At 73.5% G+C, this 14,332-nt stretch carries 7 protein-coding genes; 4 read left to right on the top strand and 3 right to left on the bottom strand.

The features are described from left to right. Window positions 1-41 precede the first annotated feature (41 nt). The 3 genes from IH45_RS0111775 to IH45_RS0111785 all read right to left on the bottom strand — a co-directional run bounded on the left by IH45_RS0111775 (window position 42) and on the right by IH45_RS0111785 (window position 2,460). Window positions 42-428 carry a tautomerase family protein gene (locus IH45_RS0111775; RefSeq protein WP_030665717.1) on the bottom strand — a complete coding sequence of 129 codons (387 nt, stop codon included), beginning with the start codon at window positions 426-428 and terminating at the stop codon, window positions 42-44. A gap of 143 nt (window positions 429-571) precedes the next feature. Then, window positions 572-1,216 carry a LuxR C-terminal-related transcriptional regulator gene (locus IH45_RS0111780; protein ID WP_030373232.1) on the bottom strand — a complete coding sequence of 215 codons (645 nt, stop codon included), beginning with the start codon at window positions 1,214-1,216 and terminating at the stop codon, window positions 572-574. Then, window positions 1,204-2,460 (bottom strand): sensor histidine kinase, encoded by a 1,257-nt coding sequence (locus IH45_RS0111785; protein WP_030665720.1) that lies wholly within the window; start codon window positions 2,458-2,460, stop codon window positions 1,204-1,206. Before IH45_RS0111785 ends, IH45_RS0111780 begins: the two co-directional genes overlap by 13 nt. Before the next feature lie 339 nt (window positions 2,461-2,799). On the opposite strand from IH45_RS0111785, the gene IH45_RS0111790 reads away from it, so the two are divergent. The 4 genes from IH45_RS0111790 (at window position 2,800) to IH45_RS1000000145180 (ending at window position 14,330) form a co-directional block, all read left to right on the top strand. Further along, window positions 2,800-3,558, top strand: a complete 759-nt coding sequence (locus IH45_RS0111790) for an ABC transporter ATP-binding protein (protein WP_050514757.1) — start codon at window positions 2,800-2,802, stop codon at window positions 3,556-3,558. 4 nt (window positions 3,559-3,562) lie between these two features. After that, window positions 3,563-6,142: an ABC transporter permease gene (locus IH45_RS0111795; RefSeq protein WP_030665725.1), complete on the top strand. Its 2,580-nt coding sequence runs from the start codon at window positions 3,563-3,565 to the stop codon at window positions 6,140-6,142. Window positions 6,143-6,415: 273 nt separating this feature from the next. Further along, a complete protein-coding gene (locus IH45_RS0111800; RefSeq protein WP_158813034.1) occupies window positions 6,416-7,723 on the top strand; it encodes a serine hydrolase domain-containing protein in 1,308 nt (435 codons plus the stop codon). A gap of 73 nt (window positions 7,724-7,796) precedes the next feature. After that, window positions 7,797-14,330 (top strand): non-ribosomal peptide synthetase, encoded by a 6,534-nt coding sequence (locus tag IH45_RS1000000145180; protein ID WP_078897472.1) that lies wholly within the window; start codon window positions 7,797-7,799, stop codon window positions 14,328-14,330. The last annotated feature ends 2 nt before the right edge of the window (window positions 14,331-14,332 follow it).

Genomic DNA, 14,332 nt, shown 5'->3' on the forward strand with positions numbered 1-14,332 from the left:
TCGCGGCCCGGCCGCCGTTTCCCGGTGGCGAGCGGTCACTGCTACCGCTGGAGGTACTGGGCCTCGCCGTTGCCGAGCGACCAGTCCCCGTTCGCGTTCTCCGTCAGTACGACGAACATGTTGCGCGGCTCGGTACCGGCGTATTCCTCGGCCAGTTCGGATATGCGCCGGTACAGCGCCTGCTTCTGCGCGTCCGGGCGGCCGGCTCGCAGCGTGATGACCACGTACACGATGCCGTCATCGCGCTGCACGCCGAGGTAGGTGCCGTGGCGCAGCACGCCCTGCCGCCCGTCGTGGCCGGTCAGGATCTGGAAGTGGTCCTCGTCGGGGAACCCCATGGTCTCGCCGAGCGCCTCGTGGACGGCCCGCCCCAGGGCCTCCAGCCGCGGTGTGTCGCAGTACATGGCGTCGATACGGACGAGCGGCATCTCGGGTGCCTCCTCAGGTCGGTCTGAACGGTGCTCCCGCCACTGTACATACCAGTAGGTACAACCGCTGCGCCGTGGCGCGCGGCGCTTCGCGCGCCGTCACGCACACAACAAGGGAGTCAGGGGCGATTCCCGTGGACGGCCTACGCCCGCAGGTACGTCAGCACCGCCAGCACCCGCCGGTGGCCGCTGGCGGAGGTGGGCAGGTCGAGCTTGGTGAAGATGCTGCCGATGTGCTTGTTGACCGAACTCTCGGCGATGAAGAGGGACTTGGCGATGACCGGGTTGCTCTGCCCCTCGGCCATCAGCGCCAGCACCTCGCGCTCGCGCTGGGTGAGGGTGCTCAGCGGGTCGTCGCCGGCCCGGCGGATCATCAGCTGGGAGATCACCTCCGGGTCCATGGCGGTGCCGCCGGCCGCGATCCGGTCCAGCGCCTCCAGGAACTCCTCGGTGTTGCCCACCCGGTCCTTGAGCAGGTAGCCGACGCCCGAGGCGCTCTGGGCGAGCAGTTCGCCCGCGTACGCCCGTTCCACGTACTGCGACAGGACCAGGACGGGGAGTTCGGGGATCTGCCGGCGGGCCTCCACCACGGCGCGCAGGCCCTCGTCGCGGAAGGACGGGGGCAGCCGGACATCCACCACGGCGGCGTCGGGGCGGTGTTCGAGCAGGGCGGGCAGCAGGTCGGTGCCGTTGTCGACGGTGGCGCAGATCTCGTGGCCCTCGCCCGCCAGCAACAGGACCAGCCCCTCCCGGAGCAGCGCGTTGTCTTCGGCGATCAGGATCCGCATGGAATCTCCACTCTGAGTACGGTCGGGCCCCCGGGCGGGCTGACCAGTTCTGTCGTGCCGTCGAAGGCCGCGACCCGGCGGCGTACGCCCATGATTCCGCTGCCCGCGTGTTCGGAGGCGCCGCCGCGGCCGTCGTCCTCCACGTGGATGGAGATGCTGCGCGCGCCGATCCGCAGCCGTACCAGCGCGCTGTCCGCGCCGCTGTGCTTGGCGACGTTGGTCAGCGCCTCGGAGACGACGAAGTACGCGGCCGCCTCCACGGCCGCGGGGGCGCGGGGCGCGGCCGCCGCGTCGTCCTCGATGTCGATCGAGGTGGGCACCTCGTTCAGCGCGGTCAGCGCCCGTACGGCGTCGATGAGGCCGCGGTCGATCAGGACCGGCGGGTAGATGCCGCGGACCAGCTGGCGCAGCGACTCCAGGGCCTGCTGGGCGAGTTGCTGGGTGGCGTCGACCATCTCGGGGACCTGATCGGGCCGCGCCTTGAGCGCCCGTTTGATCATGCCCAGGCGCAGGGACACCGCGACGATGCCGGCCTGCGCCCCGTCGTGCAGGTCCCGTTCGATACGGCGCAGCTCCGCGTCGTGCGCGTCCAGCGCCTCGGCGCGGGTGACCGACAGCTCCTGCACCCGCTGCTCCAGCGGCACCCGCGCCCGGGTGACCAGGACTTTGCGGGAGCCCAGCGCGTGTACGCGGGCCAGCGCCACGACGATCCCGGCGGCCACCGCCGCGTAGACCACCCCGACGAACATGGCGCCGATCGCTTTCGGCCAGGAGTCGACGGTGATGATGATGACGGCGTCCCGCTCGCGCGGCGCGAGGCGCCACCACAGCGGCGCGGACAGCCAGTTGACGGCGCCGCCGCAGGCGCTGATGGCGGCGACGCACAGGGTGGTGCCCAGGATGCTGTGGGCGAGCAGCCACACGATGTCCTTGCGCACGGCCGGATCGCCCATCGACAGCCGCGGGCGGCGGGTGTCGCCGTCCACCCCCCGGTAGTGCGTGACGACTTCGGTGCCCAGGATCCGGGAGACCCGGCGGCGGTGGAATTCGGCCACCCGGCGCAGCAGCCGCAGGACGAGCGGCAGCAGCAGGAAGCCGGTGCCCACCAGGCACAGGGCGAGGGTGACGACGAGCAGGTAGAAGAGGCCGAGACCGGCCAGGCCGGTGCCCAGGCAGAGCACGACGTAGCCGATGGCCTGCGGGAAGCGGCCGAACAGCCGACGCGAGAGCTCCCGCGCGGGCATCCGTCGCAGTGTCGTGAACAGCGGTAAGGACATGGCTGAGTGAACCCCCCGACGCAACGGCGCGATCACGGTACCACCGGGGGTGACGCCCGGACCGGGTCTCCGGGACCTGCCGGGAGGGCCGTCCGGGGGTCTTCCGGAGGCCGCGGGGGCACTTATCTGCACCTTTGAATCTCCAGTTCACGTGGTGGTCCCCCGGGTGACCGAAGATCTAGCGTGCTGGAGCAGGAGAACCGAACACGGACTGCGCAGCGAGGGGTCGACGTGGGCAGAAGGGACCGGGCGGCACGGGGCGCGACGGAGGCGGCGCCGCCTCCGCGGGCGGACGAGGCCACGCCCCTGGGCAACGGAGACAGTCGGCGGGCGGGCGACGGCCCGGTGGTCAGCCTCAGCGGCGTCCGCAAGACCTACGGCAGAGGCGCCGGTGCGGTGCACGCGCTGCGCGATCTGTCCCTGAGCTTCACCCGGGGCTCCTTCACCGCGGTGATGGGCCCCTCGGGCGCGGGCAAGAGCACGTTCCTGCACTGCGCGGCGGGCCTGGACCGGCCGGACGCCGGGACCGTGGTGCTGGGCGGCACCGACCTCGCGAGCCTGAACGAGGTCGAGCTGACCATGCTGCGCCGGGAGCGCGTCGGCTTCGTCTTCCAGGCGTACAACCTGATGTCGGCGCTGACCGTGGCGGACAACATCAGCCTGCCGCTGATGCTGGCGGACCGCCGGCCGGACGCTGCCTGGCTGGACCGGGTGGTGGCGCAGGTGGGGTTGAGCGACCGGCTCGGGCACCGCCCGTCGGAGCTCTCCGGCGGCCAGCAGCAGCGGGTGGCCATCGCCCGCGCGCTGGCGCCCCGCCCCGAGGTGGTCTTCGCCGACGAGCCCACGGGCGCGCTGGACACCCGTACCGCCAAACAGGTGCTGCAACTCCTGCGCGACGTGGTCGACTCGACGGGACAGACCGTGGTCATGGTGACCCACGACCCGGTCGCCGCTTCCTACGCGCACCGCGTGGTCTTCCTCGCGGACGGGCGGTACGCGGAGGAGATGACGCGGGCGACGCCGGAGCTGATCGCCGAGCGGATGACCCGGCTAGGAGAGTGGTGATCCCGTGTTCGCCCTCGTGCTGAAGACGGTCAAGGAGCGCAAGAGCGGCTTCGTGGGCGCGTTCGTCGCGCTCCTCGGGGCCTCCATGCTGATCACCGCCTTCGGCATCATCCTCCAGTCGGGCATCGACTCCGGTGTCCCGGCGCAGCGCTACCGGGACGCCGCGGTGGTGGTGGCGGGCAAGCAGGAGTTCTCGGTCACCGAGGGCAAGAGCACCAAGACGAAGGCGCTGGACGACGCCGTCGGGGTACCGCGTTCGCTGGTGGCCAGGGTCGCGGCGGTGCCGGGGGTCCGGCAGGCCGTGGCCGACCTGCGCTTTCCCACCCAGCTGGTGGACAAGGACGGCGGTGTGCTCAAGGGCGAGGACGGCGAAGGGGCGCTGGGCACGTCCTGGCCCGGCTCCGTCCTCGGCCCGTTCCACCTGGTGGGCGGGCGGGGTGCGGAACGGCCCGGTGAGGTCGTGCTGGAGAAGTCCCTCGCCGAGCGGGCCGGGGTCAAGGCCGGTGGCACCGTACGGCTCGCTACGACACAGGCCGCCGCGCGCTACACGGTGGCCGGCGTGGTCGAGTACCGCGGCGGTGACGACGGCGGGGACGGGCTGCGCACCCCGCCGGTGTTCTTCTCCGAGGCGCAGGCACGGCAGTTGTACGGCCGGGACGACCAGGTCTCGGCGATCGGTGTGCTGGCCAAGGAAGGCACCGATCCCGACGAGTTGGCGGAGCGGATCGAGGGCAAGCTCGGCGGCACCCCGGCGGACCTGTACACCGGGGAGGCGCTGAGCAGTGTGGAGAACCCGGACGTGGCCTCCGCGCGGGGCAGTCTGAAGGAGCTGGCGGGTTCGCTGGGCGGCACGGTCATCCTGATCACCCTGATGGTGGTGAGCAGTACGCTCGCGCTCGGCGTCCACCAGCGGCGCCGCGAGCTGGCGCTGCTGCGCGCGGTGGGGGCGACGCCCAAGCAGATCCACAAGATGATCGCCGGTGAGGCGCTGGTGATCTCCCTGCTGGCGTCGGTCGTCGGCTGTCTGCCCGGTGCGCTGGCGGCCGGGGTGCTGCGCGGGGCGCTGTCGGTGATCGGCGTGGTGCCGGACGATTTCACGTTCTCCTACGGGCCGGTGCCGATGGTCGCGGCGGTGGCCATCGGGGTGGCGACCGCGCAGATCGCGGGGTTCGCGGTGGCCCGCAAGGTGGTGGCCATCCGCCCGGTGGAGGCGCTGAGCCAGTCCCGTACGGAGGAGCCCACGCTCGGCAGGGCACGGAAGATCTTCGGCGTCATCCTGCTCGTGCTGGGTCTCGGGGCCTCGTTGCTGCCACTGTTCTTCGGCTCCATCTTCGCGGTCGCGGGGGCGGGCAGCGGCGGTCTCATCATGGTCATCGCGATCCTGATGCTGGCGCCGCCGGTGGTCGGGCGGGCGACCCGGCTGCTGGCCCGGCCCTTCCAGCGGCGGTTCGGCACGCTGGGGTACCTGGCGGTGGCCAACACCCGGGCCAACGCCCGGCGGCTGGCCGCGGGCATCGGTCCGCTGATCCTGGCGATCGGCTTCGCCTCCGTCCAGCTGTTCATCCCCACCACGACCTCCGAGGCGGCCAAGGACCAGGCCGCGGCGGGCGTGGTCGCCGACTACACGCTCGGCAGCGACCTCGGCGGGGTGCCGGTGGCGGCCGCCGGGGACATCGCGCGGCTGCCCGGCGTCTCGGCGGCGGCCGGGGTCGTACGGACCAAGCTGTTCGCGTCCCGGAAGCTGCTGGACTCCCCCGAGGTCTTCCCCTACGAGGCGCAGGGCGTGACACCGGGCAAGCTGGACCAGCTCTTCGACCTGGAGGTGGCCGAGGGCGACCTGAACGGCCTGGGCGCCTCGCCGGACGCGGTCGCCCTGAGCAGCGGCGCGGCGAGCACCCTGGGCGCCGGTGTGGGCGACCGGGTGCGGCTGCACCTGCCGGACGGCGCGCGGCAGGAGTCCAAGGTCGTCGCCGTCTACCAGCGCGGCCTGGGCTTCGGCGATGTGACGCTGCCGCACGACACGGTGATCAAGCACAGTTCCAAACGGCTGGACGACGCGGTCCTGGTACGGCTGGCACCGGACGCGGACCGGGACAAGGTCGCCGACGGGCTCTCCCGGCTGGCCGCGCGCTATCCGGGGCTGAAGACCGCGGACGAGAACGGCGTGGCGCAGGAGAAGACCGCGATGGCGGGGCTGGTCGGCAGCGCGCTGCCCCTGGTGCTGGTCTTCGGCTACATCGCGGTGGCGGTGGCCAACACCCTGGTGATGACGACGCTGGGCCGGATCAGGGAGTTCGCGCTGCTGCGGCTGGTCGGCGCGACACCGGACCAGGTGATGCGCATGATGCGGACGGAGACCCTGATGGTCATCCTGATCGCCGTGGTGGTGGGCACGGTCGTACCGCTGCTGCCGCTGATGACGGTGAGCCTCGGGCTGACCTCCTCCCCCGTGCCCTACATCCCGCCGCTGCTGTACCTGGGCATCGTCGCGGCGACGGCGGCGCTGGCCGCGGCGGCGGTGCTGCTGCCGACCAAGCTCGCGCTGCGCTCGCGCCCCGCCGAAGCCATCGGGATGCGCGAATAGCCCACGCCCGTACGCACGCCGGCCGGCGGCCCCTGGTGGGGCCGCCGGCCGTTCCGCTTCCCGGGTCCCGAACCCCTCCGGTTCGGCAACCTGCGTCATTTGCCTGCTGCTTAACGTCCCTACCTGGCCCAACTCCCCGGTGTTAGCCTGCTTTCACCAACGAGCTTGCACCGACAGGCCTTCACTTTCCCGGGACATTCCGCGCCGCGGGCCGTCTGCCGCGCCTTTCACGAATTCCGGGCCCACTGACCACTGCCTTCTGGGGGATGTGCCGTGGATTCACGACGGCTGGGCGAAATGCTCGGCGAACTGGCGCACCGCCACCGGATTTCCGTGGTGCGGTGCGCATTGCGCGGACCGGGCGGCACCTCCGTGGCGCGGGCCGGTGACGACGACGCGGGGGCGGGCGGTACGGCGGAATCCGTGGCGCTGCCTTTCGCCTCGGTCACCAAGCTGTTCACCGCCACCGTCGCCATGCAGCTGGTGACCGACGGCGACCTGGACCTCGACGAGCCGGTGCGCGCCCGGCTGTCCTCCTGGACCGACGCCGCCTCCGCCGTGACACTGCGGCACCTGCTGAGCCACTGCTCCGGCCTGGTCTGCGACCCGCCGGGCGAGCCCGGCACGGCCGCGCAGGCCGCGGCGGCCACCGCCGCCGCCGGCCTGCTCTTCCCTCCCGGCAGCGCCTTCTCGTACTCCAACGCCGGTTTCACCGTGGTGGGCCGCCTGATCGAGGCGGTCACCGGGATGTCCTGGCGGCAGGCCGTGACCGACTTCCTGCTGGGCCCGCTGGACATCGCGCCCGCGTTCCTCGGCGGGGGCCCGGGCGGCGGCACCGTCCGCGGCGGCCACGTCGTCACGCGGAACGGACCGGTGCGGATTCAGCCGGACGTGCCCCGGGCCGCGGAGCCCGCCGCGGCGCTGGCCGGCCGCGCCGAGGACCTGGCCGCCTTCGGCAGCCTCTTCCTGGACGACCGCGGCGGCGCCTCCCGTGCCCTGCTGGACGACGAGGCCGTGGCCGCCATGCGGCAGCCGCCGTTCGACGCCGCGCCGTTCGGGCTGGCCGACGCCTGGGGCCTGGGCTGGGCCCTGTACGGGGCGGGGCCCGGCCGGTGGCTGGGGCTGGACGCGGCCGGCGCGGGCACCGCCTGCCACCTGCGGGTGCATCCGGCGAGCGGCACCGTGCTCGCCTTCCAGGCGGATTCCGCCGCCGGTGCCGCGGCGTGGGGCGACCTGGTCGCGCTGCTGCGCGCCGAGGGCCTGGCGGTCGGCATGCCGCCGGCCGGGACGCCGGCCGCGGGCACGGCGACCGGCGGCGACCGGGCGCTGCCCGACTGCACCGGCCGGTGGGTCAACGGCGAAACGGTCTACCGGATTTCCCGTACCGCTTCCGGGACCGCGGTGCTGGAGGACGACGACGGAACCGAGTACTACCTCTCCGGTCACGGTGTCCAGGTGTTTTCCGCCCGGCCCGCCGAAAAATCGGACACGGAACACCTGGGGCGATTTCTGACCGACCCGGAATCCGGGCGGGCCACCCTCATGCAATTCGGCGGCCGCTTGCTGCAGCGCGCCGCGTGATCCGTATCCGCGCACCGCGGCCCGGCCGGGCATTTCACCGGCCGGGCGTCCCGCAATCCTTTGGAGAGCAGACGTGACAGCAACAAGTGACGGTTTTCCTCGCGACGTTCCCCGCCCTGGGGTGCGGGAGTCCGCGGGCATCGCGGACGGCACGGCCGGACTCTCCCCCGTACAGCAGCAGCTGTGGTTCCTCAACCGGTTCCAGGAGGGGCGGCCGGGCCAGACCCGCACGCTGTCCGTACGGCTGAGCGGCGCCCTGGACCTGTCCGTACTGCGGGCCGCGCTGGCCGCGGTCGTCCAGCGGCACCGGGTCCTGGGCACGGTGCACCGCGAGGTGGAGGGGCGCTGCCGCCCGGAATTCCGGCCGCCGCAGCGGACCTTCGCCGCGCTGCGCGCCGAGCCGGTGCCGCCGGCCCGGCTCAACCGCGTTCTGGCACAGGCGGCCGGCGAGGGCCTGGACCTCACCGCCGAGTGCCCGCTGCGCGTCCGGCTGCTGGGCGTGGCGCCCGACGACCATGTCCTGGTCGTGGTGGTGCACGAGATCGCGGCGGACGAGCGGTCGCTGACGCTGCTGGCCGAGGAGCTGGCGGGCGCGTACGCGGAGGCCGTACGGACCGGCGGCGCGCCGCGTACCGAGCCCGGACCGCAGTACGCGGAGATCGCCGCCGCGGCACGCGCCGCGCTCGGCGATCCGCAGGAACCGGGCAGCCCTGCCGCTCGGCAACTCGCTTACTGGCGCACCACGTTGGACGGCTCCCCGGAGCAACTGCAACTGCCACTGGACCGGCCCAGGCCGACCGTCACCGACTACCGGAGCACCACGTACCACGCCTTCTTGGACGCCGCCCTGCACCGGAAGCTGGACGGGCTGGCGCGGAGTGCCGGTGTGCCGCTCGACGCGGTGCTGCTGGCCGGTGTCTCGGCGCTGCTGTACCGCTTCGGCGCCGGTACGGACATCCCCCTGGCCGTCTCCCTGCCCGGCCGGCCGGACGCCGGGTCGGCCACGGTCATCGGGCCGCTGGCGAACACCGCCGTCGTACGGACGCGCCCGGCACCCGGCCGCGGCTTCCGCGCCCTGGTACGGGACTGCGCCACGGCCGGTGAGGCGGCGCGGCAGCACGGGACGGTGCCGTTCGAGCAGGTGGTGGACGCGCTGCGGCCCGAACGCGCGCTGAACCGGCACCCACTGGCGCAGGTCGCCGTCGAGGTCCGGGGCGCGGAGGCGGCGCGGCGGCCGTTCGGCCCGCTCACTGCGCGGGTCACTCAACTACCCGCCCAGCACTGCCGGTTCGATTTGCGCTTCGGATTCCGGATGCGGTCCGGAGCCACGGCCCAGGACAGGGCCGGGGCAGCGGACGACGGCACGCACGGCATCGACCTGGTCGTCGACTTCGGCACCGAGCTGTTCACGCCCGCCACCGTGCGGCGGCTGACCGACGGACTGCTGCGGCTGCTGCGGGCCGCCGCCGACGCGCCCGACGACGCATACGCCGCGTACGACGTGCTCGGTCCCGAGGAGCGGCAGCGGCTGCTCACCGACTGGAACGCCACCGCGCGGCCGGTGCCGGGTGCCGGGGTGAGCCGACTGTTCGAGGAGCGGGTACGCCACCACGCCGACCGCACCGCCCTGGTCAGCGGCGCGGCCCGCCTGTCGTACGCGCAGCTCAACGCGCGCGCCAACCAGCTGGCCCGCGCCCTGGTGGACGGCGGCGCACGGCCGGGCACGCTGGTGGCGCTGGCGCTGCCGCGCGGCCCGGAGCTGGTGGTCGCGCTGCTCGCGACGGCCAAGGCGGGGGCCGCCTACATCCCGCTCGACCCGGAGTACCCGGCCGACCGGATCGGCTACATCCTGGAGCACGCCGCCCCGGCCGCGCTGATCACCGACGGCGCCACGGCACAGCGGCTGTCCGGGGCGCCGGACCGGCTGTTCGTCCTGGACGACCCCGCGCTGCGGGACCGGCTGGCCGCGCTGCCCGGCACGGACCTGGCCCCGGACGACCTCCCGGCCACCGCCACCGGCGACGACCCCGCCTACGTCATCTACACCTCGGGCTCCACCGGGCGCCCGAAGGGCGTGGCCGTCGGCCGCCACGCGCTGACCAACTTCCTGGTGTCCATGGGCGACCTGTTCCCGCTGACCGGGGACGACGTGTGGCTGTCCGTCACCACCATCGCCTTCGACATCGCGGCGCTGGAGCTGTATCTGCCGCTGATCAGCGGCGCGGCCGTGGTGCTCGCCGACCGGGAGACGACCACCGACCCCGGTGCGCTGGCCCGGCTGCTGACCTCTTCCGGGGCGAGCATCATGCAGGCCACGCCGAGTCTGTGGCAGGCGCTGTGCGAGGCGGAGCCGCAGGCGCTGCGCGGCCTGCGGATGCTGGTGGGCGGCGAGGCGCTGCCCACCGCGCTGGCGGAGCGGATGCGCGCCCTCGGGTCGGAGGTCACCAACCTCTACGGGCCCACCGAGACCACCATCTGGTCGACCGCCGCCCGGCTCGACGACCGCCCGGGCCCGCCCGCCATCGGCCGCCCCATCGGCAACACCCGCGTCTACGTGCTCGACGCGGACCGGCAGCCCGTCCCGGTGGGCGTCAGCGGCGACCTGTACATCGCGGGCGCCGGGGTGGCGATCGGCTACCTCCACCAGGAGGAACTGACCCGCGAGCGCTTCGTGCCGGACCCGTTCGCGCCCGGCATGGGAGTCCCCCCGGCCGAAGGCCGGGTGGGGGTCCCCCCGGCCGAAGGCCGGGTGGGGGTCCCCCCGGCCGAAGGCTGGGGGAGGATGTACCGCACCGGTGACCTGGCACGCTGGGCCGCGGACGGCAATCTGGAGTTCCTGGGCCGGTCCGACTTCCAGGTCAAGATCCGCGGGTTCCGGATCGAACTCGGCGAGATCGAGGCCGTGCTGGAGCGCCACCCGGGCATCGGCAAGGCGGTCGTGGTGGCCCATGCGTACGGGCCCGGGGACACCCGGCTGGTGGCGTATGTGGCCCCGGCCGGCGCCGATGCCGCGGAGCTGCGCGCCTTCGCGGGCACCCAACTGCCCGCGTACATGGTCCCGGCGGCCGTGGTGGCGCTCGACGCGATCCCGCTGACGCCGAACGGCAAGACCGACCGCGCCGCGCTCCCGGCTCCCGGTGCCGAGGCGGCCCCGCGCGGGCGCGGTCCGCGGATCGCCCGTGAGGAGCAGCTGTGTGACCTCTTCAGCGAGGTGCTGGGCCTGAGCGCGGTCGGCGTGGACGACAGCTTCTTCGACCTGGGCGGGCACTCGCTGCTGGCCACCCGGTTGATCGGTCGTATCCGTTCCGTGCTGGGCGTGGAGGTGCCCATCCGGGCGTTGTTCGAGACGCCGACGGTGGCGGGGCTGGCCGGGCGGCTGGACGGGGCGCGGGCCCGGGAGACCGGCCTGAAGCCGGTGGGCCGGGACGGCGAACTGCCGCTCTCGTACGGACAGCAGCGGCTGTGGTTCCTCTACGACTACGAGTCGCAGGGCAGCGAGTACAACTCCGCGTTCGGCCTGCGGTTGACCGGGCCGCTCGACGTACCCGCCCTGCGGTCCGCGGTCAGCGCGCTGGCGGCCCGGCACGAGACACTGCGCACCACGTTCGGCTCGCGCGGCGGGCAGGGCGTCCAGATCGTGCACGAGCCGGGCGAGGTGCCGGTCCGGACGGTCGAGCTCACGGAGGCAGCTGAAGAGGACCGCGATGCCGCGCTGGAACGACTGCTGCGGACCGCGCTGAGCGAGCCGTTCGACCTGCGCGCGGGTCCGGTGCTGCGGCCGCTGCTGGTCCGGGTCGCCGAGGAGGACCACGTCCTCGTCCTGGACATGCACCACATCGTCACCGACGGCTGGTCGAAGGATGTGATGGCCCGCGAACTGGGCGTGCTCTACGAGGCCGCGCGCAGTGGGCGGCCTGCGGAGCTGGCGCCGTTGCCCGTCCAGTACCCGGACTTCGCCGTCTGGCAGCGTGCCCCACGCGCGGACGCCTACGCGGCCGACCTCGACTACTGGAAGCGGCAGCTGGACGGCGTCGTACCGCTGGAGATGCCCACCGACCGGCCCCGCCCGGCCACCCGCAGCACCCGGGGCGCGGCACACCGCTACACGCTCTCCCCCGGCCTGGTCGACGAGCTGACCGCGCTGTGCCGGCGGGAGGGCGTCACCCTCTTCGCGACGCTGACCGCCGGTGTGCAGCTGCTGCTGTCGCGCTACGCCCGGCAGCAGGACATCGCGCTCGGCACCATCGTCTCCGGCCGCGACCACAGCGAGCTGGAGAACGTGCTCGGCTTCTTCGTCAACACGCTGGTGCTGCGCGCACAGGTGCGCCCCGAGCTGACGGTCGCGGAGTTCCTGGCGGAGGTCCGCGGCACCGTCCTGGACGCCTTCACGCACCAGAACGTGCCGTACGACCGGCTCATCGAGGAGCTGCGGCCGGACCGCGACCCCAGCCGTACCCCGCTGATCCAGGCGGCGCTGCTCCTCAAGCGCCCGCAGGGCCCGGTGCCGGGGCCCGACGGGCTGCGGATGGCGGAGTTCGGGCTGCCCCGGCTCAACGCGCTGTTCGACCTCGGCTTCGAGTTCGAGGAGCGGGACGGGGCGCTGGCCGGGCTGATCGAGTACAGCACGGCGCTCTTCGACGAGGAGACGGTCGCCCGGCTCGCGCGGCACCTGGTGGTGCTGCTGGAGAACATGGCCGCCGGTCCGCAGCGGCTGCTCGGGCAGCTGCCGATGATGGACGACGCGGAGCGGCACCAGGTCACCACCGGCTGGAACGCCACCGGCGCGGCGGGCCGCGCGGACCGTACGACCGTGCACCAGCTGGTGGCCGAGCAGGCGGCCCGCACCCCGAACGCCACCGCCGTCGTCGCCCCGGACGCCCGGCTGACCTTCGCCGAGCTGGAGGACGCCGCCGAGCGGCTGGCGCACCGGCTGCTGGCGTACGGCGTGCGGCCGGGCGAGGTGGTCGCGGTACGCACCGGCCGCGGCGCCGGGATGGTCACCGCCCAGCTCGCGGTGCTCAAGGCCGGGGCGGCCTATCTGCCGCTGGACCCCGCGCTGCCGGACGACCGCACCACGTACATGCTCCAGGACGCCTCCGTACGGCTGCTGCTGGTACGGGACGGGCCGGCGGATGTGCCGGTGCCGGAGGGCGTGGCGGTGCTGCACGTCGAGGACGGGGCCGACGGGCGGCCCACCGGCCCCGTCCAGGTTGCGGTATCGGCCGGTGACCTCGCCTACGTGATCTACACCTCCGGGTCCACCGGGCGCGCCAAGGGCGTGCTCGTCGAGCACCGCGGGGTGGTCAACCTCTGCGACTGGTACCGGGACTACTACCGGATCGGCCCCGGCGACCGGGCGTCGCAGATCGTCGGCCCCGGCTTCGACCCGACGATCCTCGAAGTGTGGGCGAACCTCGCCTGCGGGGCCTCGGTGCACTTCGCGCCGGAGACCGCGCTGGACGATCCGCACGAGTTCGCGGACTGGCTGGTCGCGGAGGGCATCACCGTGACGCTGGTGCCGGCGCCGCGGCTGGACTCCGTACTGGATCAGCGCGCGCTGTGGCACGGCGCGCTGCGGTACGTGCTGACCGGCGCGGACGTGGTGCGCCGCAGGCTGCCGGCCGACGCCCCGTTCACGCTGGTCAACCAGTACGGGCCGACCGAGATCACGGTGCTGGCCACCGCCGTCTTCCTCAAGCCGGAGGAAGAGGCCGCGGCGGGCCGGCTGCCCTCGATCGGCGCGCCGGTCACCAACACCCGTACGTACGTGCTGGACGAGCACCGCGACCCGGTGCCGGTCGGGGTGCCCGGCGAGCTGTACATCGGCGGCATCGGGGTGGCGCGCGGCTACCTGGGACGCCCGGAGCTGACCAAGGAGCGGTTCGTCCCCGACCACTTGGGTCCGGACCCGGAGGGGCGGCTCTACCGCACCGGCGACCTGGTCCGGTGGCTGCCGGACGGCACGCTGGACTTCCTGGGCCGGATCGACAACCAGGTCAAGATCCGCGGCTACCGCGTGGAGCCGGGCGAGGTGGAGACCGCGCTGCTGCGGGAGGAGAACGTCGCGCAGGCGGCGGTCCTGGCCCGGCAGCAGCGCAGCGGCCACTACGACCTGGTCGGGTATGTGACGGCCCAGGGCGGCGGGGCCGTTGATCCCGAGGCCGTCCGGGCCCGCCTCGCCGCCGGGCTGCCCGACTACATGGTGCCGTCGGTGCTCGTCGTGCTCGACGCGTTCCCGATGACCATCACCGGCAAGATCGACCGGCGTGCGCTGCCGCTGCCCGAGGAGCGGGCCGCTGCCGCCGAGGAGAGCACCGCGCCGCGCAACCCCACCGAGGAGGCGCTCGCCCGGATGTGGGCCGAGGTCCTCGGGGAGCCGGTGGTGGGGGTCGAGGACGACCTGTTCGACCTCGGTGCCAACTCCGTGCTGACCCTGCAGATCACCTCCCGTATCCGGGAGCGGTTCGGCATCCGGGTCTCCGTACGGGAGATCTTCACCGCGCGCACCGTAGCCGCGCTGGCGGAGGACGTCCGCCGCAAAGTACTCGACGACTCGCGCCGCGTGCCGGCCGACACCACGGCGCGCGGCAGCGCGCGGGGGGAGTGAAC

The sequence above is a fragment of the Streptomyces rimosus subsp. rimosus genome, assembly GCF_000720725.1.
Taxonomy (GTDB): Bacteria; Actinomycetota; Actinomycetes; order Streptomycetales; family Streptomycetaceae; genus Streptomyces; species Streptomyces rimosus_A.

Excerpts from the sequence above, each read along its gene's own strand:
- IH45_RS0111785 (WP_030665720.1), bottom strand. The coding sequence starts at position 2,460 with ATGCCCGCGCGGGAGCTCTCGCGTCGGCTGTTCGGCCGCTTCCCGCAG.
- IH45_RS0111780 (WP_030373232.1), bottom strand. The coding sequence starts at position 1,216 with ATGCGGATCCTGATCGCCGAAGACAACGCGCTGCTCCGGGAGGGGCTG.
- IH45_RS0111775 (WP_030665717.1), bottom strand. The coding sequence starts at position 428 with ATGCCGCTCGTCCGTATCGACGCCATGTACTGCGACACACCGCGGCTG.